The organism is Kutzneria chonburiensis, assembly GCF_028622115.1.
Lineage (GTDB): Bacteria > Actinomycetota > Actinomycetes > Mycobacteriales > Pseudonocardiaceae > Kutzneria > Kutzneria chonburiensis.
The window spans coordinates 5,990,969-6,013,489 of record NZ_CP097263.1 but is presented as its reverse complement, the minus strand read 5'-3'; the positions used below and the strand labels follow the sequence as shown (position 1 = coordinate 6,013,489).

General features: G+C 70.9%; 23 protein-coding genes. 11 read left to right on the top strand and 12 right to left on the bottom strand.

Features of this window, described 5'->3' with window-relative positions; genetic code table 11:
* Positions 1-39 precede the first annotated feature (39 nt).
* Positions 40-378 (top strand): DUF5313 family protein, encoded by a 339-nt coding sequence (locus tag M3Q35_RS27200; RefSeq protein ID WP_273935363.1) that lies wholly within the window; start codon positions 40-42, stop codon positions 376-378.
* Here the strand turns inward: M3Q35_RS27200 and M3Q35_RS27195 are convergent, their stop codons facing one another.
* The 3 genes from M3Q35_RS27195 to M3Q35_RS27185 all read right to left on the bottom strand — a co-directional run bounded on the left by M3Q35_RS27195 (position 379) and on the right by M3Q35_RS27185 (position 3,212).
* Entirely contained in the window at positions 379-771 is a 393-nt protein-coding gene (locus M3Q35_RS27195) for a rhodanese-like domain-containing protein (RefSeq protein ID WP_273935362.1), read from the bottom strand.
* Positions 768-1,268: a cysteine dioxygenase gene (locus tag M3Q35_RS27190; protein WP_273935361.1), complete on the bottom strand. Its 501-nt coding sequence runs from the start codon at positions 1,266-1,268 to the stop codon at positions 768-770. Before M3Q35_RS27190 ends, M3Q35_RS27195 begins: the two co-directional genes overlap by 4 nt.
* Positions 1,269-1,589: 321 nt before the next feature.
* Positions 1,590-3,212, bottom strand: coding sequence for a hypothetical protein (locus M3Q35_RS27185; protein WP_273935360.1), 1,623 nt, complete (start codon positions 3,210-3,212; stop codon positions 1,590-1,592).
* Between the two features lie 115 nt (positions 3,213-3,327).
* Between M3Q35_RS27185 and M3Q35_RS27180 the strand changes: the two genes are divergently transcribed.
* Both M3Q35_RS27180 and M3Q35_RS27175 read left to right on the top strand, forming a co-directional pair.
* On the top strand, positions 3,328-3,855 hold the full coding sequence (locus M3Q35_RS27180; RefSeq protein WP_273935359.1) for an RNA polymerase sigma factor: 528 nt from the start codon (positions 3,328-3,330) through the stop codon (positions 3,853-3,855).
* The gene (locus tag M3Q35_RS27175; RefSeq protein ID WP_273935358.1) at positions 3,852-4,652 is read left to right on the top strand and encodes a VOC family protein; all 801 of its coding nucleotides are present in this window, start codon (positions 3,852-3,854) and stop codon (positions 4,650-4,652) included. The genes M3Q35_RS27180 and M3Q35_RS27175 overlap by 4 nt, the downstream gene beginning before the upstream one ends.
* A gap of 197 nt (positions 4,653-4,849) precedes the next feature.
* Here the strand turns inward: M3Q35_RS27175 and M3Q35_RS27170 are convergent, their stop codons facing one another.
* A complete protein-coding gene (locus M3Q35_RS27170; RefSeq protein WP_273935357.1) occupies positions 4,850-5,497 on the bottom strand; it encodes a hypothetical protein in 648 nt (215 codons plus the stop codon).
* 82 nt (positions 5,498-5,579) lie between these two features.
* On the bottom strand, positions 5,580-7,694 hold the full coding sequence (gene glgX / locus M3Q35_RS27165) for a glycogen debranching protein GlgX (protein ID WP_379794229.1): 2,115 nt from the start codon (positions 7,692-7,694) through the stop codon (positions 5,580-5,582).
* 137 nt (positions 7,695-7,831) lie between these two features.
* Here glgX and M3Q35_RS27160 point away from each other — a divergent pair, with 137 nt between their 5' ends.
* The 5 genes from M3Q35_RS27160 (at position 7,832) to M3Q35_RS27140 (ending at position 12,357) form a co-directional block, all read left to right on the top strand.
* Positions 7,832-8,605: an ABC transporter ATP-binding protein gene (locus M3Q35_RS27160; protein ID WP_273944486.1), complete on the top strand. Its 774-nt coding sequence runs from the start codon at positions 7,832-7,834 to the stop codon at positions 8,603-8,605.
* A 122-nt stretch (positions 8,606-8,727) separates the two neighbouring features.
* A complete protein-coding gene (locus M3Q35_RS27155; protein WP_273935355.1) occupies positions 8,728-9,507 on the top strand; it encodes an enoyl-CoA hydratase/isomerase family protein in 780 nt (259 codons plus the stop codon).
* On the top strand, positions 9,497-10,468 hold the full coding sequence (locus M3Q35_RS27150) for a class I SAM-dependent methyltransferase (protein WP_420704698.1): 972 nt from the start codon (positions 9,497-9,499) through the stop codon (positions 10,466-10,468). The genes M3Q35_RS27155 and M3Q35_RS27150 overlap by 11 nt, the downstream gene beginning before the upstream one ends.
* Positions 10,458-11,630, top strand: a complete 1,173-nt coding sequence (locus M3Q35_RS27145) for a THUMP-like domain-containing protein (protein WP_273935353.1) — start codon at positions 10,458-10,460, stop codon at positions 11,628-11,630. Before M3Q35_RS27150 ends, M3Q35_RS27145 begins: the two co-directional genes overlap by 11 nt.
* Positions 11,631-11,691: 61 nt before the next feature.
* Positions 11,692-12,357: a DUF4232 domain-containing protein gene (locus M3Q35_RS27140; RefSeq protein WP_273935352.1), complete on the top strand. Its 666-nt coding sequence runs from the start codon at positions 11,692-11,694 to the stop codon at positions 12,355-12,357.
* 68 nt (positions 12,358-12,425) lie between these two features.
* On the opposite strand, the gene M3Q35_RS27135 is transcribed toward M3Q35_RS27140, so the two are convergent.
* On the bottom strand, positions 12,426-13,640 hold the full coding sequence (locus tag M3Q35_RS27135) for a styrene monooxygenase/indole monooxygenase family protein (RefSeq protein ID WP_273944484.1): 1,215 nt from the start codon (positions 13,638-13,640) through the stop codon (positions 12,426-12,428).
* Positions 13,641-13,835: 195 nt separating this feature from the next.
* The gene (locus M3Q35_RS27130) at positions 13,836-14,771 is read right to left on the bottom strand and encodes a nucleoside hydrolase (RefSeq protein WP_273935350.1); all 936 of its coding nucleotides are present in this window, start codon (positions 14,769-14,771) and stop codon (positions 13,836-13,838) included.
* Positions 14,772-14,783: 12 nt separating this feature from the next.
* Here M3Q35_RS27130 and M3Q35_RS27125 point away from each other — a divergent pair, with 12 nt between their 5' ends.
* Positions 14,784-15,533: an acyltransferase gene (locus M3Q35_RS27125; RefSeq protein WP_273935349.1), complete on the top strand. Its 750-nt coding sequence runs from the start codon at positions 14,784-14,786 to the stop codon at positions 15,531-15,533.
* An 86-nt stretch (positions 15,534-15,619) separates the two neighbouring features.
* Here the strand turns inward: M3Q35_RS27125 and M3Q35_RS27120 are convergent, their stop codons facing one another.
* The 4 genes from M3Q35_RS27120 to M3Q35_RS27105 all read right to left on the bottom strand — a co-directional run bounded on the left by M3Q35_RS27120 (position 15,620) and on the right by M3Q35_RS27105 (position 20,430).
* A complete protein-coding gene (locus tag M3Q35_RS27120; RefSeq protein WP_273935348.1) occupies positions 15,620-16,870 on the bottom strand; it encodes a glycosyltransferase family 4 protein in 1,251 nt (416 codons plus the stop codon).
* Positions 16,871-16,953: 83 nt separating this feature from the next.
* Entirely contained in the window at positions 16,954-18,198 is a 1,245-nt protein-coding gene (locus tag M3Q35_RS27115) for a S53 family peptidase (RefSeq protein ID WP_273935347.1), read from the bottom strand.
* A gap of 31 nt (positions 18,199-18,229) precedes the next feature.
* Positions 18,230-19,708 carry a glycoside hydrolase family 57 protein gene (locus M3Q35_RS27110; RefSeq protein WP_273935346.1) on the bottom strand — a complete coding sequence of 493 codons (1,479 nt, stop codon included), beginning with the start codon at positions 19,706-19,708 and terminating at the stop codon, positions 18,230-18,232.
* Positions 19,705-20,430 carry a class I SAM-dependent methyltransferase gene (locus M3Q35_RS27105; RefSeq protein WP_273935345.1) on the bottom strand — a complete coding sequence of 242 codons (726 nt, stop codon included), beginning with the start codon at positions 20,428-20,430 and terminating at the stop codon, positions 19,705-19,707. Before M3Q35_RS27105 ends, M3Q35_RS27110 begins: the two co-directional genes overlap by 4 nt.
* Positions 20,431-20,613: 183 nt before the next feature.
* Between M3Q35_RS27105 and M3Q35_RS27100 the strand changes: the two genes are divergently transcribed.
* A complete protein-coding gene (locus tag M3Q35_RS27100) occupies positions 20,614-21,129 on the top strand; it encodes a GNAT family N-acetyltransferase (RefSeq protein ID WP_273935344.1) in 516 nt (171 codons plus the stop codon).
* A 49-nt stretch (positions 21,130-21,178) separates the two neighbouring features.
* Positions 21,179-21,874 carry a hypothetical protein gene (locus M3Q35_RS27095; RefSeq protein ID WP_273935342.1) on the top strand — a complete coding sequence of 232 codons (696 nt, stop codon included), beginning with the start codon at positions 21,179-21,181 and terminating at the stop codon, positions 21,872-21,874.
* Here M3Q35_RS27095 and M3Q35_RS27090 read toward each other — a convergent pair.
* Positions 21,864-22,466 (bottom strand): SecDF P1 head subdomain-containing protein, encoded by a 603-nt coding sequence (locus tag M3Q35_RS27090; RefSeq protein WP_273935341.1) that lies wholly within the window; start codon positions 22,464-22,466, stop codon positions 21,864-21,866. The two genes, M3Q35_RS27095 and M3Q35_RS27090, sit on opposite strands and share 11 nt — an antisense overlap.
* Positions 22,467-22,521 lie beyond the last annotated feature (55 nt).

Genomic DNA, 22,521 nt, shown 5'->3' with positions numbered 1-22,521 from the left:
GGGTTCACGTATGGCAGTGAAGCGACCCAACCCGGCGCTGTGGCTCTGGTACTCGTTCGGGGGCGGTTGCCGCAGACCTACCGCGAGTGGGTGCTGCGCGACGTGACCAGCAGGACCTGGCTGGTCCGGCACCTGCTGCGCACCTTCCTGCGGCTGCTCATCCCGCTGGCCATCCTGTTCATCGTGCTGTCCCAGTTCGGCGGGCCGCTCAACATCATCCTGATGGCGCTGGCCCTCGGCCTCATCGTCGGCCTCTACTACTCGCTCAGCTACGCCTCCGAGGCCAACGACGCCCGGCTGCGCAAGTACGGCTATCCGCCGGCCTACGGCAGCACCATCCGTGACAACCGCTTCTCCGAAGAGGACCGTCCGGAGTAGTTAGGGAACCGCCGGTCGACCGCCCGTCACCACCGGCAGGCCCGCCTTGGCCCAGCCGCGGAAGCCGCCGACCAGGTCCGTGGCCGAGGTCAGGCCCAGCCGGTGCAGGTCCCGGGCGGCCAGGCTCGACGCGTAGCCCTCGTTGCACAGCACGATGACCTTCGTCGCGCCGTCCAGCTCGGCGAGGCGGTGCTCGCTCCGGGGATCCAGCCGCCACTCCAGGTGGATCCGCTCCACCGGCACCGAGCCCGGGATCTCGCCCTCCTCGGCCCGGTTGGCGATCGGCCGGATGTCGACCAGCAGCGCCCCCTCGTCCTGGAGCCGCTTCGCCTCGACCGGGTCCACCCGGTCCAGCTCGGCGCGGGCCTGGTCGAGGTACTCGTCGACGTTCACTTCACGTCCTCCAGGCTGGCGTACTCGCGGGTCGGCAGCAGCGGCGGCGAGTAGGCGTGCACACTCGCCGACGGCGCGGTTCCGAGGTTACGCACCTGGTGGGCGCGGCCGCCGCTGAAGCCCACCGCCTCGCCCAGGTTGCGCCGCATGCTGCGGATCGGGCCGCCCGGGTAGCGGTAGTCCTCCGTGAGCAGTCCCTTGAGCACCGTGAACGACCCCGCCGCGCCGCCGTGGTCGTGCGGCTCCGTGCCTTGGCCCGGTAGCCAGGAGAGCAGCCACACCTCCACCCCGCCCGTCAGCGCCAGGCGGGCCCACCAGCGTTGCTCCGGCTCGAACCGCAGCACCTCCAGCAGCGGCGTCGTCAGTTCCGTGGCGATCGTGCTGGTCAGCTCGCGCAGCTGCGCCGGCGTCCACAGTGGGCGCTCCGGCTGGATCAGGTCGCGCAGCAGCGGCAGGTCGATTGCCGGGTGGACGTCGAGATCGATGGCGAGGGTCACGGTTCGCTCCTGCGGTCGCGGCACTGGGACGTGGTGCACGGACGCGACGGGCCGGCTTGCCTTCGCTTCTTGGCTGGATCAGCGGCCGCGTCGCGTGCGGGTACACCCGCAGGAGGCGACGCGAACGAGGTCGACAACAAGGTCGCACCAGGTCGTTCGGGGCCGGATCATAGGTCGATGTTCGCACGCCCAGAACCGGCGTCGCGACCGCTTCCACCTACTGAAATCCCCTCGGACACCGACGTTTCCAGGACTGTCACATGCGGTCCGGATGTGCCGCGGGGAGGCAAGTACGACGCGCATGTGACATTGGGCCGGCGGTCAGCCGCGGGTGTGCCAGCCGCGGTGGCGCTCGGCCAGCTTCTGGGCGTGGGCGGCCACCGTCTCGTCGCCGTAGTGCTCGGCGATCACCAGCAGCACGTCGCACGTGCGCGGGTGGTCGGACCGCCACACCAGGTTGAGGAACTCGATGGTCTGGGCGGTGTCGCCGTGCTCGGCGACGGCGTCGAGCATCCGCGCCACGTTGCCGCCGTCCAAGAGGCCGGTGAGCTCGACGACGTGGGCGTCGGCGATGCGCACGGCCGGCACGTCGCCGCCGTCCAACGCCTTGTGACGGAGCAGCCACAGCAGGGCCGGCCCGTCGTGCGGGCCCCCGAGCAGGAGCCGCACGGGCGGCACGGTGCGTCGGTCGCCGAAGACGTCGCCGCAGGCCTGGATGGCCACCATGACCTCGGCGGTGGGCCGGTCCGGCGTGGCGACGCGGCTGATCAGCTCACGCGCGTTGTGCCGGTCCGGCTGCTCCATGCTCCACTCACGCACGTCGTCGGCCCACTCGTCGCCGGCCGCCGGGATCGCGTCGATCAGCTCGTCCACGGTGGACCACAGCGCCACCGGCAGCACCCGCACCGGCAGCCCGTTGGCCTCGGCCACGTCCACCAGGATCGGCATCCCGCACGCGGTCAACCGGGCGTCCCGGCCCAGCGCGAACATCAGGCCGCAGTCCATCAGGAAGTCCACGACCTCAGCCGGCACCGGCACCTCGCTCAGGTCGAGCGACCGGCGCGCCACGGCCGCCTTCACCAGCTCGATGCTCAGCTGCACCAGGCTCCGTCCGGGCAGCTTCGGATGCGCCGCGAACACCTTGCGGATCAGGTTCACGGAATGCCGCTCGACCTTGCGCCACGCCGCGACCTGCACCAGACGGCCCTTCAGCCGCCGCACCGCGCCCGCCGCCAGCGCCCACGCCAAGATCCGCGGCAGCTCCGCCGGGTCGACGCCCAGCACCAGGGCGATCTCGTCCGGCAGGCCCTTGTCGATCAGCTCGATGCCGTCCTCGCCGCACGCCTGCCGCAGCTGCGCGAACCACACGAACACCGGCGCCCGCTCCGCCGCGAACCACTGCTCGCGCTCGTTCGGCAGCCTCAGCGGGCCGACCGCCCGCTCATCCAGACCGTCCAGCGCCTTGGCCACCTCGTCCACCGGCATCGTGCGCACCCGCGACACCAGCTCGGCGAACGTCAGCTCCTCGCCGCCGCGCACGTGCTGGAACAACTCCTTCGCCCGCACGTCGTAGGACACCCGGTGCTCCGCCGCCTCCCAGACCGCCTCGCAGCGGTCGCCCATCTCGTCCGGCAGGTCGCTGTCCGTGGACAACATGCCGTAGCGGGCCAGGAACTCGAGCAGCGGATGCAGGGTCAGCGCCCCGTTCGCGCACACCGTCTCCGGCAGGCCGAGCCGGTCCGGCAGGTACTCCAGCAGGAACCGGTCGACGTCGCGGACCGTCCAGCGGAAGTAGCCGTCGTTCGGGCCGAGGCTGCTCCAGTCCAGGGCCATGATGGCGTCCTGGACGTGCTCGACCGGCGTGTGCCGGTGCTCGGCCCACTCCAGGAACTGCGCGACCAGGTGGTCGCGAAGCTCCGGGTCGGTGCCCCACGGCTGCTGCATGGCGTCATCGTGTCAGAGGTGACCAGTGCTGTGCGCTGGCCGTGCACGAACGGTCGCTCCCCGTGAAGAGTGGTTTTTTTCGTCGGAGTTCACCGAGCCGGAACGATGAGTAGGCATGAACCAACCGTCCGGGGTGCGGCCGGACCCGGGGCTCACCCTGCTCGAGCTGTACGAACAGGCGCTGCCCCAGGTATACGGCTACCTGCTGGGCCGGTGCGGGCAGCGGCCGGTCGCCGAGGACCTGACCACCGAGGTGTTCCTGGCGGCCATGGACTCCTGCCGGCGCGGCAACGTCTCCGAGGTCAGCACTAGTTGGCTGATCGGAGTCGCCCGGCACAAGCTCGTCGACCACTGGCGGCGGGCCGAACGCGAGCGGCGGGGACTGCGGGTCCTCGGCGGCTACGCCGTTTCCCGTGACGATCCGTGGGATGAGCGGCTGGATGCCTTGCTGGCGCGGGAGGTTCTCGCCGAGCTGTCCGCGCAGCACCGGTCCGTGCTCACCCTTCGCTACCTCGACGGGCTGCCCGTGCCCGAGGTGGCCCGGTGCCTCGACCGGACCGTGCACGCCACCGAGGCGCTGCTCGTCCGGGCCCGTGGCGCCTTTCGTGCCCGATACCAGCGCCGAGAGGAGGGCACCCGATGAGCGATCCGTTCGAGGACCTGCTCGAGCCCGTCGTGCCGGCCGATCCCGACCCGCGCTTCGCCGCTCGGCTTCGTGCCCTGCTCGAGGCCGCTTTCCTGACTGGAGGAACCATGCCTGCCACTGCCGTTCAGGGTGACGTCGTCTACGCGTCCGTGTGGTCGCCCGACGCCGCCCGTGCCGGTGCCTTCTACTCGTCCGTGCTCGGCTGGCGGATCGACGCCGACGGGCGTCGTGTGCAGGGCCTGTCCCAGCACCTCGGCCTGTGGTCCGCCGCTTCGTACCGGACGACGTTCCTCAGCCACGCCGTCTCCGACATCGAGGCCGCTGCCGAACGCGTCCGGGCCGCCGGCGGCACCGCTTCGCCCGCTGTCGAGGAGCCCTACGGCCTGTCCGCCGAATGCGTCGACAACCAGGGCTTGCGCTTCGCGCTGCACCAGTCCGGTCCCGTCGCCCGGCCCGCTTCGTCGGCCGACGGCGAGATCGTCTACCTGACCATGTTCTGCGCCGACTCCGCCGCCGCCCGGGACTTCTACGGCTCCGTCTTCGGCTGGTCGTTCACCCCCGGCTCCGTTGCCGACGGCTGGCAGGTCCAGGGCCCGCACCCCATGTTCGGCCTCCAGGGCGGGCACCCCGAGTCCGCCGTCCTGCCCATGTACGCCGTCTCCGACGTGGCCGCCGCCGTCGCCCGGGTCCGTGCTGCCGGCGGCACCGCCACCGACCCCGTGCAGATGCCGTACGGCATCACCTCGGACTGCGTCGACGACCAGGGCCTGCGCTTCTACCTGGGCCAACTCTGACCTATCCACAGCCTGAGGGCAGCTCGCCGGGTTGTCCACAGGCGGTGGGTGGGCTGTGTTTTCGGTCCGTATTGGTGCGTGGGGGTCGGTTCGGTGAGGTCGATGCGGCCCGACCCCGGGCAAGTCGGCACACCGGAAGTCGGCTCGGCGGCCGTTGGACCACGTGCGCCGGGTTTCAGCGGAGTCGTGGCACGCCGTCACGTGAGCCGGGTCTGGATTTCCACTCGGTGGCGGAGGTAGTCGTCGTCGGACGTGCGGGCGAGGTGCACGGCCTGGTCGACCAGCTCGTGCATGTCGGGAGGAAAGGATCGGTGCTGGAGCCGCAGGCCGGGCAGCAGGCATCGGCGCGCGTCGAGGTCGTCGAGGGTGACGAAGCGGCGTAAAGCGGTGTGCTGGTACCGGCGGTAGAGGTCGCGGGAGGCCTCATGCTCGGCTTCCGGTGCCCCGCCGGTGTGGTACCAGGCGCGGGCCACGCCGGCGACGTCGGCGGGGGTGCCGTTGTCGAGGTGATCGAGCAGCGCGAGCAGGACCGGGCGCAGACCCCAGGCGGCCACGGCGGGTACGACGAGATGACCGACGAAGCTGGGGTCGGGCTCGTGCACGGTCGCCCGCATCATCGGCTCGAACCATTCCTCGGGAACGGGCCCCTGCACCGTGCGGGCTTTGACGGCCTTTCTGACCGCCAGGCGGGCCCGATCCTGCCAGCGGGGCTCGTCGTCGGCCGGAGCCTCTGCACCGACGAGGGAGAGCAGCTCCCGTAGCAAGGCGTGATACGCGGCGGAGCGGTCGACGGTACGGCCGGGTAGGGGCTGAAACACTCTCGGGGCGTCGTCGCTGGAGGCCATGCGACGAATCGTATTGAGTCGGGACTCCGTGAGTGGCTCAGTTGGCCCTGGAAGCCAAATGAGCCACTCACGTAGGCCGAAGTTACTTGCTGTTGCGGGGAACGCGGAGCAGCAGGGTGGTACGGCCGGGTAGCTGGAGCTGGGCGCCGGAGGCCAGCGCGGTCTCGTCGGTGGGGGTGCCGTCGGGGGTGGCGCTGTCGAGGACGGGCTCGAAGGCGGGGCCGAATTCGGCGCGGGGGAGGGTGAATTCGCACGGGTCGGCGCCGGCGTGCAGCACGATGAGCCACGAATGGTCGGAGACGAGCTCGCCGGATTTGGTGCGGGACAGGCAGTTGGCGCCGTCGATCCACACGCCGAGGGTGCGGCGGTCGTCGTCGAACCAGTCGGTCTCGGCCATCTCCGTGCCGTCGGGACGGAGCCAGACGAGGTCGGGCTCGCCGGAAGGCGTGATGCGGCCGTCGAAGAACTGGGGCTGGCGCAAGGCGGGGGACGCGGCACGAAGGGCCACCACGCGCTGCACGAAGGCGAGCAGCTCGGCGGCGGGGGCGTCGAGGGACCAGTCCACCCAGGACATCTCGTTGTCCTGGTTGTACGCGTTGTTGTTGCCGTCCTGCGTCCGCCACATCTCGTCGCCGGCGGTCATCATGGGCGTGCCCATGGACAACAGCAGCGTGGCGACGAGGTTGCGGGCCTGCCGGGCCCGCAGCTCAAGCACGTCGGGCTCGGCGGTCTCGCCCTCGGCCCCGCAGTTCCACGACCGGTTGTCGTTGGTGCCGTCGCGGTTGTCCTCGCCGTTGGCCTCGTTGTGCTTGTCGTTGTACGAGACCATGTCCCGCAAGGTGAAGCCGTCGTGCGCGGTGATGAAGTTGATCGACGACCACGGCCGCCGCCCGTCGTCGGCGTACAGATCGCTGGAACCGGTGAGCCGATAGGCCAGATCGCGAACGCCGACGGCGCCGCGCCAGAAGTCACGGACGGTGTCGCGGTAGCGGCCGTTCCACTCGGCCCACTGCACGCCGAAAGCGCCGACGCGATAGCCGTCGCCGGTGGCGTCCCACGGCTCGGCGATGAGCTTGCAGCTGGCCAACAGCGGGTCGCAGGCGATGGCGGTGAGCAGTGCGGCGTTGGGATCGAACTGACCGGCCCCGGGCCGTCCGAGCACGGAGGCGAGGTCGAAGCGGAAGCCGTCGACGCCCAGCTCCCCGGCCCAGTACCGGAGCGAATCGGTCACGAGCCGCACCACGGTCGGCGAACCGGCGTCGAGAGTATTGCCGCAGCCGGTGATGTCGAGCCCACGCCCGGCGTCGCCGTGCGCGTAGTAGGCCGGGGCGTCCAAACCGCGGAACGACAGCGTCGGGCCCTCGAAACCGGACTCGCAGGTGTGGTTGAACACCACGTCGACGATGACCTCGATACCGGCGGCGTGCAGCGACGCCACCATGGTCCGGAACTCCTCGACCTCACGGCCGGGCTCGCTGGCGTACCCGGCGTACGGGGCGAAGAAGCCCAGCGGCGAATACCCCCAGTAGTTGTGGCGACCGGCCGTGATCAACGACGGTTCGTCCACAAAGGTGTGCACCGGCATCAGCTCGACGGCGGTCACCCCGAGCCGCACGAGATGCTCGACGACGGCCGGATGGGCCAGCCCCAGATAGGTCCCCCGCAGCTGCTCCGGCACGTCCGGATGCCGCCTGGTGTAGCCGCGCACGTGCAACTCGTAGAAGACGGACTCCTCGAACGGCACATCCGGCTTCACGCCGGTCGCCGGCCCGCCGGGCGAGGTCACCACGGACAGCGGCACGCTGCCGAGCGAGTCCACGGTGGAGGCCGGCCCGGTCATGGCGTTGTCCACGTAGCCGAGCGTCGCCTCAAGGCTGGTCAGCTGCCCGGTGATGCGTTTCGCGTACGGGTCGACGAGCAGCTTCGCCGGATTGTGGCGAAGACCACGTGCCGGGTCGTACGGCCCGTGCACGCGGTATCCGTACTGCTGCCCGGGCAGCACTCCGTGCACTACGCCGTGCCACACCCCGAAGGTGCGTTCGGTCAGCTCGACGCGCCGTTCCGACACCCCACGGCCGTTGACGTTGTCCAGTAAGCAGACCTCCACGGCCTCGGCCGTGGAGGAGGCCACGGCGAAACGCACCCCGCCGCCCTCGGGGTGCGACCCGAGGGGGAAGGGACGTCCGGCCAACATCATCGGGTCCGGCGCAGGGTTGGCAACCACGTCGCGATCTTCCCCGACCTGGTGCCCCGGTGCCAGGCCACGTCCGGCGGGTTGTGAACAATGGGCTCGTGACCGAGCCGATCAGTGCGGATGTCGATCTCGTCGTGGCGATGGAGAAGGTCAGCGTGCGGCGCGGCAGGACCACCCTGGTGCGCGGCATCGACTGGCGGGTCGAGCTGGACGAGCGGTGGGTGGTGCTCGGCCCGAACGGGGCCGGCAAGACCACGCTGCTGCGGCTGGCCGGGGCCGAGATGCACCCGACGACGGGGTCGGTGCACGTGCTCGGCGAGAAGCTGGGCCGCACCGACGTGTTCGAGCTGCGCCCCAGAATCGGCGTGTGCTCGTCGGCGCTGGCCGGCCGGGTGCCGCCGGAGGAGAAGGTGCTGGACGTGGTCGTCAGCGCCGGCTACGGCGTCATCGGCCGCTGGCGCGAGCAGTACGACACCGTGGACACCGGGCGGGCCGAGGAGCTGCTGGCCGCGCTGGGCATCAAGCACCTGGCCGAGCGCATGTTCGGCACGCTGTCGGAGGGCGAGCGCAAGCGCACGCTGATCTCGCGGGCGCTGATGACCGACCCGGAGATGCTGCTGCTGGACGAGCCGGCCGCGGGCCTGGACCTGGGCGGCCGGGAGGACCTGGTGGCCCGGCTGTCCGAGTTCGCCTACGACCCGGACGCGCCGGCCATGGTCCTGGTCACGCACCACGTCGAGGAGATCCCGCCGGGCTTCACCCACGGGCTGCTGCTGCGCGAGGGCGGCGTGGTCGCGCAGGGCCTGATCGACGACGTGATCACGGCCGAGAACCTGTCCGCGACCTTCGGCCAGGACCTGGAGCTGGACCGGGCCGGCAACCGCTTCTTCGCCCGCCGCCGGACCACTGCCTGACCACGCGGTCAAGGTGTGAACGGACCTTTCCAAAACTCCGAGTTGAGGAATGGTCCGTTCCCAACCTCAACCCGGGGTGCTACCGGCGGGTAGCCTGCGGGCCTGGATGTCGAGGAGGACAGATGGCTGAGTTCGTCCGGCTAGAGGTGGACGGCGGGATCGGTGTCATCCGCCTGGAGCGGCCGCCGATGAACGCGCTGAACATGCAGGTCCAGGAGGAGATCCGGGCCGCGTCGGCGGAGGCGTCCCGGCGCGACGACGTGCGTGCGGTGATCGTCTACGGCGGGCAGAAGGTGTTCGCGGCCGGCGCGGACATCAAGGAGATGGCCACGCTGTCCTACGCCGAGATGGCGACCCGGGCCCAGCAGCTGTCCTCGGCGGTCGGCGCGGTGGCCGAGATCCCCAAGCCGACGGTGGCCGCGATCACCGGCTACGCCCTCGGCGGCGGCTTCGAGCTGGCCCTGTGCTGCGACCGGCGGATCGCCGGCGACAACGCCAAGGTGGGCCAGCCGGAGATGCTGCTCGGCATCATCCCGGGCATGGGCGGCACGCAGCGGCTGGCCCGCCTGGTCGGCCCGAGCAAGGCCAAGGACCTGATCTACACCGGCCGGTTCGTGGCGGCCGACGAGGCGCTGGCCATCGGCATGGTCGACGAGGTCGTCGCCCCGGACGACGTGTTCGAGGCGGCCAAGCGCTGGGCCTCGCAGTTCGTCGAGGGCCCGGCCCTGGCCCTGGCGGCGGCCAAGGCGGCCATCGACGGCGGTCTTGACGGCGACCTGGCCAGCGGCCTCAAGCTGGAGAGCCACCTGTTCGCGGCCCTGTTCGCGACCGAGGACCAGCGCGCCGGCATGCAGTCGTTCATCGAGAACGGTCCGGGAAAGGCGAAGTTCAGTGGCAAGTGACGTGCAGGACCCTGCCCCCAACCCGCACGCCACCGAGGAGCAGGTGCAGGCCGCCTGGGACGACCCCAAGCTGGCCAACGTCCTCTACCACGACTGGGAGGCGGGCACCTACGACGAGAAGTGGTCCATCTCCTACGACGAGCGCTGCATCGAGTACGCCACCGGCCGGTTCCGGGCCGTGGCGGGCGACCGCGGCTGGCCCTACGGCCGGGCGCTGGAGCTGGGCAGCGGCACCGGGTTCTTCCTGCTCAACCTGATGCAGGGCGGGGTGGCCAAGCAGGGCTCGGTGACCGACCTGTCGCCGGGCATGGTGCAGGTGGCCCTGCGCAACGCCGAGAACCTGGGCCTCGACGTGGACGGCCGGGTGGCCGACGCCGAGCGCATCCCGTACGACGACAACACGTTCGACCTGGTCGTGGGGCACGCGGTGCTGCACCACATCCCGGACGTGCAGGCCGCGCTGGCCGAGGTGCTGCGGGTGCTCAAGCCGGGCGGGCGGTTCGTGTTCGCCGGCGAGCCGACCAAGATCGGCGACTTCTACGCCCGCAAGCTGGGCCAGCTCACCTGGTGGCTGACCACCAACCTGACCAGGTTGGAGCCGCTGAACTCGTGGCGGCGGCCGCAGGAGGAGCTGGACGAGTCCTCGCGCGCGGCGGCGCTGGAGGCCGTCGTCGACATCCACACCTTCGACCCGGCCGACCTGGAGCGCACGGCGCGAGCGGCCGGCGCGCGTAACGTCAAAGCCGTTACCGAGGAGCTGTCGGCGGCGCTGTTCGGCTGGCCGGTGCGTACGTTCGAGGCGGCGGTCCCGCGCGAGAAGCTGGGCTGGGGCTGGGCGATGTTCGCCTACAAGGGCTGGCAGCGGCTGTCCTGGCTGGACGAGAACGTGCTGTCCAAGGTGATGCCGCGGGAGCTGTTCTACAACGTGCTGGTGACCGGGACCAAGCCGGGTGGGGTATGAGTTCTCCGCCGCCGACGTCGCCTTCCTGACGTCGGCGGCGGGCCGGTCCGCGCTGGCCGAGGTCGGCGCGCTGCCGCTGACCGCGGCCTCGCGGCTGGCCGATGTGGCCGCCGCCCGCCGGATCGTGCCGGAGTTCGCCGCGGCCGTGCTGGAAACGGCTGTGCTGCGCCGAAAGGCCGTGGCCAAGCTGTCCTCTTCGGACGAATGGCTGTTCACCGATGCCGCCCTCCAGCAGGCCACCCCGTCGCCGGTCGCCGAGCATCGGGCTCGTCGGCTTCGCGGTCGTGACGTGCACGATGTGACGTGCTCGATCGGCGCCGACCTGACCGTGGTCGCCCGTGTCGCGAATCGTTGCGTCGGGTCCGATGTGGACATGATCCGGCTGAAGATGGCCCGCCACAACGCATCCGTGGCCGGCGTCGATCCGTTGCTGGTTCGAGCCGACGCCTTGAGACCGTCCACGAGGGACACCGTCGTCGTCGCGGATCCGGCGCGCCGGGACACCGCCGGGCAGCGCAAGTGGCGTGCCGGCGATCTCGTGCCGCCGCTGGACGACCTCGTCGACGCCTATCGCGGCCGGGAGCTGGCAGTGAAGTGCTCGCCCGGCATGGACTTCGACGCGGCGCCCTGGGCTGACGAGGTCGAGCTCGTCTCGTTGGACGGCCAGGTGCGGGAGGCCTGTCTGTGGACCGGGTCATTGGCCACAGTGTCCAGGCGGGCAACGGTTCTGCGCACGAACGGTCCCGAGTGGACGATCACTTCCGACGACGGCGACGACTGCCCGGTCACCCCCGTCGGCCGCTGGATCGTCGATCCCGACGGCGCCGTGGTGCGGGCCGGCCTCGTCCGCCACTACGCGGCCCGGCACGGTCTGGCCCAGCTGGACCCCCATATCGCCTACCTGACCGGCGACACGCCGCCGCCCGGCATCAGGGCGTTCGAGGTGCTGGAACACGGCCACTACAGCGAGAAGGCGTTGCGGGCGACGCTGCGACGCCACCGGATCGGGCGACTGGAGATCCTGGTTAGAGGCCTTAACGTGGATCCCAACACCCTGCGACCTCGGCTCAAGCTTTCCGGTGACGCCGAGGGCACCGTCGTGCTCACGAGGATCGGTCACACCCCAACCGCCGTGCTCTGTCGGGCTCACGCAACCACCTGAGGTGTCACACGTCCTCTCAACGGGTACTCGAAACGCTGAGTACGACTGGAGGCGAATGTCCATGACCAGGTCACTCGGTATCGCGGCGGTCGCTGGCGTCATGGCGGTGGGCTTGCTCACCGCGGCCTGCGGCAGCCCGAGATCGACCAACGCCTCGTCCGACACCTCGACCACGTCCTCCTCGCCCACGGCGACCAGCACCACGGCCGCTTCTTCGCCGTCGGACGGCGTCAACTCGGCTTCTGGCGCCAAGGGGGACGGCTCCGGTGGCGCGACCGAGGCCAACGGCCAGTGCCTGACCGCCAACCTCAAGGTCACCGCGGGCAGCGGCAACGCGGGCGCCGGCCACTCGTTCATCCCGATCGTGTTCACCAACACCGGCAAGGCCGCGTGCACCATCGCCGCCTACCCCGGAGTGTCCTTTGTGACCGGTGACGACGGCCGCCAGGTCGGCGACCCGGCCACCCGGGTTTCGGCGAGCATGCCCGCCATCACGCTCCAGCCCGGCCAGGCCGCTTCGGCCGCGCTGAGCATCACCAACCCCGGCGTCTACGACCCCGGGCAGTGCAAGCCGATCGCCGTGCGCGGCCTGCGCGTCTACCCGCCTAACAACACCGCCGCCGCGTTCGTCCCGCTGTCCGGCGACGTCCAGGGCTGCTCCGCCCACGTGCCCAACCAGGAGCCCCTGAAAATCAAGCCCGTCGTCGCCGGCACCAACGCCCAGTAGCCGTTTTCCCCACATGCGCTTCCTATGTGGCACCAGACGCCACATAGGAAGCGCATGTGGGGGTCGACTTAACGGACGCGGTGCAGGTACTTCAGGGCGGCGTCCTTGTCGGTGAGCCACTCGGTGTAGTCCGTGGGGTTCTCGAAGACCCCGGCGAATCGGCGGCCGACTTCGGGAACCGCCTCGGCGGTCTTGAGGATCAGGCCGACGTGCTCGGCCGGCGGCGCCAGCAGGTCGTTGCTGAATCGGGTGGCGAACTCGGCCACGGCCCAGTAGCGGGCGAAGGCGGACCGCATGAACTGCTCGTCGAACGCCCGATCGCCTTGGGCGACAATGGCGTCCCGGTAGGAGCGGGCGGCGTGGGCGGCCATGTTTCCGCCCTGGCCGCCGAGCGGGTCATTGGTCACGGCGGTGTCGCCGAGAGCGAGCACCGGGGCGCCGGACGGCAGCGTGCCGACCGCGTGCCGGACGATCGGCGTCAGGCGGCCCCGCAGGCTCATCAACGGGCCGGCCGGTTCGGCGTGCTCGATGATCTCCGCCCGCCACGGGAAATGCTTCCGAATCAGGGTGCGGGCCAGCTCGAAATGCTGGTCCGTGTCGTGGATGTCCGCCCAGACGTCCATCGGCCCGCCCGGCACGGCGAACATGCCGACGCCCATCACCGGTCCCGCCGAGGTCAGGCCGGGGATCAGGCTGATCTCGCCGACCGGACCCATGCCGAACCGCAGGGCCGAGGTCAGGCTTTCGCCGTCGGGCAGGCGCACGTAGATCGGCGAGAGGAAGCGCTGCGGCTCGAGGTAGGGCGACTGCTCGTCATTCCGTGGGAACAGCCGCTCGAACTGCTCGCCGCGACCCGCCGCGACCACGACCAGATCGAATTCCCGGGCGAATTCGTCGATGTCTCCCACGGTCGCCCGCTGGTAGCGGATCTCGCCGCCGCGACGGTCGAATTCCTCCAGCCATGCCGCCATGCGCAGCCGCTGGTCCACCCCGGCCGCCGGCGCGGTCAGCCCCGCCGTCCAGGCAATCGCCGGCTCCTTCGCGTCGGGCGTGGCCGCCGCCGTGAACGAGACATCCGTCACCAACGGCACCTCGTCCGTCCAGAAGTCCACGCCGAGCTCTCGTTCCAGCGCCAGCGCCGGCCCGAAGACCAGCTGGCACGACAGCATCGGCCCGGTCCGCACCGCCTCCGCGTGCCGGTCCGCCACGACCGTCACGTCGTATCCGTGCTTCTGTAGGCCCAGGGCCAGTAACAGGCCCGACTGCCCCGCCCCCACGATCATTATCCTGCGCATGCGCATCCTTCCCGTCGAACCCTCGGGTGCTGTTCGGCGGCGCGCGGCACCGCATCAATGTCTTGTGCTCAGCGGAATTCGGCTTTCCCTTTCACGCTAGCGGCGGGCGCGGCCAGCGGTGGCCGGGCTGACCGGGTAAGCACCGGAATTTGAACGAACAACCACATGACCGCAGCTCGGGGCTCAGCCCAGGATGCGGCTGAGGACGAATTCGCCGATGGCGGTGGTGTCGGCGTCGAGGGCGACGTCGACGCGGCGGCGGGTGGTCGGCAGGTGGTGTCGAAGGTCGACGATCGTGGCGCCGCGGCCGGGGCCGTGGGAGCAGTCGACCTCGACGGCACAAGCGGTGGTGCGGAGGATGCCGGGCGAGATGGCCTCGGCGAGGGCGACGGCGTCGTGCAGGACCATGCCGTCCTCGCCGAGCATGCGGCGGTAGGTGGCGACGTACGAAGGCGTGAGGGCGTGCAGGCCCTGGGCGATGCGGCCGCCGGCGGCGAGGCGAGCGAGCCAAGCGGCGTCGACGGCGCAGCGGTGGGTGAGGTCGAGGGGAACGAGGACGGTGGGGACGTCCTCCTCGGAGAGCACCCGGTGGGCCGCTTCTGGATCGCTCCAGACGTTGAATTCGGCGGCGGCGGTGGTGTTGCCGCCCCGCACGCCGCCGCCCATGGCGACGATGCGACCGATCTTCGGCTTGAGCTCGGGGTGCAGGGCGAGGAGCAGCGCCACGTTGGTCATCGGGCCGATCGGGGCGATGGTGACGGGCTCGACGGCCTGGCGCAGCAGGTCGGCCATGAGCGTGACGGCGTGCCGGCCGCCGACCTCGTGCGTGGCGGGCGGCAGGGTGTCGGCGGCGCCGGAGAGGCCGTCGCCGCCGTGCACCTCGCTGGCGCGGTGGGGCACGGGGTGCACGAGCGGACGCTCGGCCCCGGCGGCCACGGGCACGTCGGACCGGCCGCAGAGCTCCAGCAGGCGCAAGGCGTTGCGGGTGGTGTGGGACAGCGCCACGTTGCCGAAGACCGTGGTCACCGCGAGCAGGTCGACCTCGGGGCTGCCGGCCGCCAGCGCGATGGCGAAGGCGTCGTCGATGCCTGGGTCGGTGTCGATGATCAGTGGCGTCATAAGGTGCAGCGTATGACGAGCATGTGGGGCGCATCGCTGGCGTCGCGGCGCCGCGCCCGCCGGCGCGACCCCGAGCAGGCGCGGTTCCTGACCGTGGCGTCGCTGCGCTGGATGCTGCGGCACCGGGCCTACACGCCCTGGTACCTGGTGCGGTACTGGCGGCTGTTCAAGTTCCGGCTGGCCAATCCGCACGTGGTCCTGCGCGGGATGGTGTTCTTCGGCAAGAACGTGGAGCTGCACTGCCGGCCCGGCTACGGCCGGCTCGAGGTCGGCCGCTGGGTGCACATCGGCGACGGCAACTCCATCCGCTGCCACGAGGGCTCGCTGCGCATCGGCGACAAGGTCGTGTTCGGCAAGGACAACACCGTCAACTGCTACCTGGACGTCGAGATCGGCGCCGCGACGCTGGTCGCGGACTGGGTCTACGTCTGCGACTTCGACCACGTGGTCGCCGACATCACGCTGCCGATCAAGGACCAGGGCATCGTGAAGTCGCCCGTGCGCATCGGTCCGGACTGCTGGCTCGGCGTGAAGACGAGCGTCCTTCGCGGCACGCGCATAGGCCGCGGCTGCGTGCTCGGCGCCCACGCCGTGGCCCGCGGCGACATCCCCGACTACTCCATCGCCGTCGGCACACCGGCCCGCGTCGTCCGGGACCGCCGCGCCGACTACGACGCAGACGCCGAACGCCGCGCCGCCATCGCCGACATGGCCCGCAAGGCCGACGAGGCCCTCCAACAAACATTGACCGAAGGCTCCTGACCCCCGCGAGTCCCGTTTAGCGTCACACCGAAAATACGAATCGGTTTCATACATTCGGTGTGACGCTGAGCGGGACTCGCCGGGGTTCAGTGGAAGGCGTTGCCGGTGGCGATCTTGGGGCGGGCCAGGACGCCGTGGTCGCGGATGCGGGCCTCCGCGTAGACCTCCACGGTGCCGGCGGCGATGCGGCCCCAGTCGAAATCCGTGCCGAGGCGGGCCTTGGCGGCGCGAGCGCGGCGCTGGGCGGCGGCGGGGTCGTCCAACACGCCACGGACGGCGGCGGTGAGGCCGTCGACGTCGGCGGGGGCGAAGGACGATCCCGTACGGCCGTCGACGACGACCTCGCCGAGACCGCCGGCGGTGGAGGCGACCAGGGGAGTGCCGGCGGCGGCGGCCTCCAGGGCGACGATGCCGAAGGGCTCGTAGCGGCTGGGCAGCACGACGGCGTCGGCGGCGGCGAGCACGGCGGCGAGCTCACGGTCGGAGAGGTGCCCGGCGAACTCGACGGCCCGCAGGACCCGGTGCTTGCGGGCCTGGTCGGCCAGCCATTTGTCGTGGCTCCCGGTGCCGGCCACCACCAGCCGCGTGCCGGGATGGCTGCGGCGGATCCGGGCCAGGCCGGCGATCAGGTCCTGGACGCCCTTCTCCCATTCCAGACGCCCGAAGAACAGCAGCAGCGGGGCGTCGACCGACCCGTGCCGTTCCCGAGCGGCGGCGACCTCGGCCGGGCGAACCCGCCAGCCCCGAGGCTCGATCCCGTTGTGCAGCACGGTGATCGTGTCCGGGTCGACGTCGAACAGGTGGGTGACCTCACCCCGCATCGCGGCCGAGCACGTGATCAGGCTGTCGGCGCGGTTGGCCAGCCACCACTCCACGGAGTGGACCTGCTGGTTCAGCGGCTGGGACAGCCAACCGCTGTGCCGGCCGGCCTCGGTGGCGTGGACGGTCGCCACCAGCGGCACCTCGGCGGCCTCGCACAGCGCGACGGCCGGATGCGTCACCAGCCAGTCGTGGGCGTGCACGACATCGGGCCGCCACGTGCGCAGCAGCCGCAGGCCCTCGCGGATCATGCCGTGGCCCATGGCCAGCGTCCACGCCACCAGGTCGCGCTCGAACACCAGGTGCGGCGGGTCCTCGGCGATCCTGATCACCCGCACGCCGTCGGCGGTGAAATCCGAGGTCGGGTTGGTCGACGCGTCGCTGCCCGTCGGCTGCCGGCACAGCACGACCACCTCGTGGCCCTGCTGCCCGAGCTGACGGGCCAGCGCGTGCACGTGCCGGCCCAGCCCGCCGACCACGACCGGCGGGTACTCCCAGGACAGCATCAGGATCCGCATGACCAGGGGATCCTGCCATGTCCGGGACCGGGGCTACTCGGCGGTAGCCCCGGTTGACCCGAATCACCTCGTTAGAACGTGTTCTAGTGCAGTTCGGACACGAACTTCGCCACGTCCAGGGTGCCGACACCGGTGGCGTGGTCGTAGCCGGGCACCGCCGGATAGCCGTTGGTCCCGGTCTGCCCGGTCGTCACGTCGACCAGGCCGGCGGCGTGCCGGGCGTAGAGCCGGTAGATGTCGTTGTCGATCTGCCCGAGTCGGTGCCCGACGGCCTGGTCGGCCAGCGCGACGACGCCGGCGAACAGCGGCGAGGACTGGCTGGTGCCGCCGCCGAGCCACCAACCGGGCTGGCTGTCGTAGCTGGAGTAGATCCACAGGCCGCCGTCGGGGTCGGCGTCCATGCTGATGTCGGGGGTGCCGCGCTTGGCCCCGACGACCGACTTCACCGCGTTCTGGTATGCGGGACGGTCGAAGACCTGCGACACGTAGCCGCCGCTGCCCTTCCACGCGCTGTCGGCGGCCAGCCGCTTGCCGGTGTTGTCGAGGTCGAGATGGGTGCCGCCGATGGCCGTGACGAGCGGGTCGGACGACGGCCACAGCCCGCCGGAGCCGGCCTGCGCGCCGCCGCCGTCGCCGGAGCTGGCGGTCAGCGTGACGCCATGCCGGGCGGCGTTCTGGAAGGCGTAGCGCAGGCTGGTCAGCGAGGTGTAGTCGCCGACCTCGTAGCCGGGGAAGTGCCGCTCGCCGGTGGCCCAGCTCATCGACACGACGTCGCCGTCACCGGCGTTGACCAGGTGGTTGATCGCGCTCATCATCTCCGGCACGCCGACCGGGCCCTCGGTCTCGGAGACGCCGGTCTCGACCAGGACGATCTTGGCGCCAGGGGCGATGGCGTGCGCCGACTCGACGTCGAGCGTGCTCTCGCCGGCCCAACCGGTCTGGTCGTCGTTGGTCGGGTCGAACGGCGGCACCTCGCCCCACTTGAGCACCTCGACCTGGGTGTCGGGCAGGCCGAACTGCTTGTCGAACACCTCCAGGTCGTGCTGGATGGTCGGCGAGCCGAACGAGTCGACGATCACGATGGTCCGGCCCTTGCCGGTGATTCCCTTGGCGTGCAACGGATTCACGTCGTAGGCGGCCAGCAGCTGGGCCGGCGAGTAGCAGTGTCGGGACAGCTTGGCCAGGCACTGGTCGGTGGGCAGCGGCGCGGGCTGGACGGCGGTGCGCTGCAACGGAAGCAGGGGCGTGGCGGCGGCGACCGCCGCGGTGGCGGGCAGGGTCGCGGCGACGAGGGCAGCGACTAGCACCGTGCGTGCGGATTTGGACACGAACGGTGAACCTAGCGGCAAGGCCCGGCTGTCACCACCGTCTTGCGTCTAGAGTTCCGAACAGGCCGTCCCGAACGCGCAGCTCAGCGGCGATATCGGCCGCTTTGTCCCGAGCTCCCAGGCGAATCAGGTCCGCCAGGTGGGAAAACCCGTCGGCATGGGTTGACGCGCGGTGCCGGGCGTAGTCGGCGGCCGAGTCCTTGGTGACCATGAACGCCCAGTCGCTGGACAGCGCCAGCAGCGCCTCGCGCAGCAGCTGGTCGTTGACCGGATCACGGACATCGCTGGGGCGCAGCGTGTCCAGCAGCGTGCGCTGCAACCGTGCGTTGGCGTCGACCATGTCGGCCACCTGCTCGCCGTCCCAGACCCGCCAGTCCTTGCCCGAGCCCCACGACGACGCCGGCAGGTCGATCGGGCCGCCCAGATGCCCGGCCTCCAGCGCGCCTTGCAGCGTGGTGACCCGCACGCCGGCCTCGGGTAAGGCGGTCAGCACGGCGTCGAGCCAGGCCGGCCCCTCGTGCCACCAGTGCCCGAACAGCTCGGTGTCGTACGCGGCGACGACGAGCCCCCGCCCCGGCAGCGAACGCAGCCTGTGCACCACCGTGTCGACGAAGTCGGCGGCGTGCCGCTGCACCGCGGCGGCGGCCAATTCCGGCTCGTACGGCCGTTTCTGCTCCGGCGGCACGTTCTTGCCGGTCACCCGCGACGGCTTCAGGCCGGACGGGTGGTCGTAGGTGTGGAAGTCCCGGTACACCGGATCGCCGGGGTAGCCGGCCTTCGGCGACCACACCCGGTAGGTGACCTCGAGATCGCGGCCGAAGCAGACCACGTCGCTGTCGCCGACCGTGCGCGCCGCGGCCGTGTCGCCGTGCAGCGCCGGACCGTCCACCAGGAACCGCTGCACGCCGGCGGCGGCGTAACCCTCCTCCATGCCAGGGGAAAACCCGCATTCCGGCGCCCAGATGCCGGCCGGCCGATGGCCGATGCGGTGCTGGGTGTCGGAAAGTCCTGTCTCCAAGGAGAAGCGGCGGATACGGGGATCCAGCAGCGGCTGGAAGGGGTGCATGGCCGGGCCGCCGAGCAGCTCGATCACGCCGTTGTCGACCAGTCCGCGAAGGACCGGCGAGAACCCGTGCCGCCACTTGGTTTCGAAGTCCCGCAACGCTTTCGCCGAAGCCCGGTGCTCGGCCGCGGCCAGGTCCTTCAGCAGTGGGTCGGTCCACCGGGTGGCGGCGAAGTCGGCCCGCAGCTGCCAGTTGCCGAGCCAGTCGTGAAAGGCCCGCAGGCAGTACGGATCGTCCAGCTGGGCGGCCAGCACCGGCGTCACGCCGAGCGTCAGCATGTCCCGCTTTCCTTGCGCCGCATAGCGTTCCAGCAGATCGACGACCGGAAGGTAGGAGTGTGCCCAGGCCTGGTAGAGCCATTCCTCGCCGACCGGCCACGAGCCGTGATGGGCCAGCCAGGGCAGGTGACTGTGCACGACCAGACAGAAGGTTCCTTGCTCCGTCACGGTTTCACCGCCACCGCAACGAGATCAAGGCTGCCGTCCAGGTCGTCGCCCGTGATCACGAAGTCCTCCGCGGCAACGGCTTTGACCTCCGTCAGCAGGTCGTCCGGCCAGCCGTCGTCGCCGAGCACCACCGCGACCTGCCGTTCGATGATCGTGTCGGAGATGCCCGGACCGTGCCGCAGGCCCTGCAACGACTCGACCTCGAACCCGGCCCCGCGCACCAGTGAGTCCAATTCGGACGGTGACAATTCCCTGGTGTGGAAGGGATTCAGCGGCGTGTCCCGGCCCGGCGAGAACGTGATCCGGTTCGGCGTCGTCACCAGCAGCCGGCCGCCCGGCCGCAGCACGCGCCGGCACTCCACCAGAAACCCGTGCTGGTCCCAGAGATGCTCGATCACCTGGAGGTTGGCCACCACGTCCACCGACTCGTCGGCCAGCGGCAGCGTCGCCAGGTTGCCCCGCACGGTATGCACCCGCGGATAGGCCCGCCGCACGTGCGCCGCCGTCAGCTGGTCGTAGTCCACCGCCACGACGCGAGCCGCCACCCCGGCCAGCAGGTCCGCGCCGTATCCCTCGCCGCAGCCCGCCTCCAGCACCGTCGCGCCCGTGCAGTGCCGGGCCAGCGCCAGATACGCCGCCTCATGGCGCCTGAACCAGTAATTTTCCTCCGGGATGCCCGGGACGGTGCGTTCCCCGGTCAGGGGCAGTGGCTCGGCGGTCACGCCGCGAACCCTACCTGCCGGTAGGCGGCGAGCTGACCCGGAGCACGTTGCCGTCGGGATCGCGCAGACGCATCTCGTACATGCCCCACGGCCGCAGCACCGGCGGCTCGGCGATCGAACCGCGATGATCGCCTCGTCGGAATTCGGGTGCATGACGGCCGGCATTGCTGCTGCACTGGGGCCATGCCAGAGCTCACAGCACCCGGAATCCTGATGCAGCCGTCCTTCGCCGAGGCGATGGCCGAGTTCCAGGCCGAGGGGCGCGGGCAGGGGCATGACCAGTCCATGGTCGGCGACGAGATCCGGGACGGCCGGTGGGCCGAAGCCGAGACGTTTCCGGCGTTCCTCGCCAGCCTCCAGACGGCGTCGGCCACGGCGCTCAAGGTGCCCAGCACGACCTGGTGGTGGTGCGAGGGCGACACCTACCTGGCGCGGATCGCGATCCGGCACGAGCTGACCGAGCGGCTGCGCCGCAAGGGCGGTCACATCGGTTTCGACGTGCGGCCGACGGCCCGGCGGCAGGGGCACGGCACCGCGATGCTCAAGGCCGCGCTGCCCAAGGCCCGTGAGCTGGGCCTCCAGCACGTGTTGATCACGTGCGACGAGGACAACCTCGGCTCCCGCGGCGTGATCGAGGCCAACGGCGGCGTCCTGGAGTTCGCCGGCGACGGCATCCGCCGGTACTGGGTCACGACCTGAGTAACACGACGGGCGCGCGTGGCGAATCCCAGGTCAAGGGGGATTCGCCATGCGTTTCCGAGCTTTGTTGATCATTGTGTTGCTGGCTCTCGGCGGGTGCACCGTCGGCATCGAGATCCAGGTTCCGGGCCAAGCGCTGAGCGCGCCGACGACAGCGGCCCCGCCTCGGGAGACGGCGACGCCCGAGGCGGCGGCTCCGCGGCACCAGGTCCAGGTGCGGCTGTTCGTCGCCGACAAGTACCACACCTCCGCGCTCCTGGAGTCCAACACCCGAATGGACGGGATCCACGACTCGGCGACGGCCAAGGCGGCGTGGCAGGACCCGGCGCTGGCCACCGACCCGGCCGCGCAGAAGCATGCCGCCGACACCATGAACTGCTTCCAGGACAACCCGATGCGCGGCGAGGACGATCCGAAGCTGCCGCTGGCCGCCTGCGCGCCCGACTACAAGGTCGCCGTGCTGGCCCCGACCCTGCTCACCGCCGACCAGATCGCCGAGATCAGCTACGGCGTCAGCGATGACCCGGCGCAGGGCGGCACGGTCTGGGTGCGACTGACCCCGGCCGGCAGCCGGACCGTGGCCGAGATGGCGCCGAAGAACAACGATGTGCTGCTGGCGCTGCTGCTGGACGGCCGAGTCGTGTCGTCGCTGACCGTGACCCCGACGCTGTCCGACACCCTCGCGTTCCGCTTCCCGACCACCAGCGAGGCCGGCCAGACCGCACGGGCCCTGGTCAACCACTGAGCGCGGCGGCCAGGTCCTTGGCGGTCTGCTCGGTGAACGACCCGCTGATCTCGGTGTCGCCGGTGATCTGCTGGTTGATCGTCGGCGCGGACAGCACCCGGCCGTCCAGCGCGACCGCGACCTGCGAGCCGACGTTGTGGCCGGTGTAGTCGGACCAGGTCTTGGCGCCGGCCGTGGTGAACGTCAGGGTGACGGTCCACCGGCCCTGGTCCTGGCCCGCGGTCGCCGACTTGATCGAGCTGCCGTCCAGGAACGACGGCCCGAGCACGTACTTCATCTCGCCCTGCTGGTCGCAGGTGGCCAGCGGCTTGGCCGGGTCGTCCTTGGCGTGCAGCGGATCCGGCGCGGAGCAGTCCAGGCCCTCCAGCGCGGCCCGCTGCTCGGCCGGCGTCGTGCTCTGGCGCGGCGACTGCCCGTTCCCGGAGCGCTGGTCGGACGGCATCACCATGGCCGCCCCCGTGGTCGGGTCGACCAGCACGGGACGGAAGCGCAGCTGCGGATGCACCGCCGGCGACGCCTGGCCGGCCACGGCCGTCGAGCAGCCGGCGAGACCGAGCACGCTGACAACCGCCAGTGCCCTGAGAACTGCCATGCCCGCTCCTTCGGATCCCGGGCACGGACCGTTAGCCGACAGCCCCCAGAGCTGC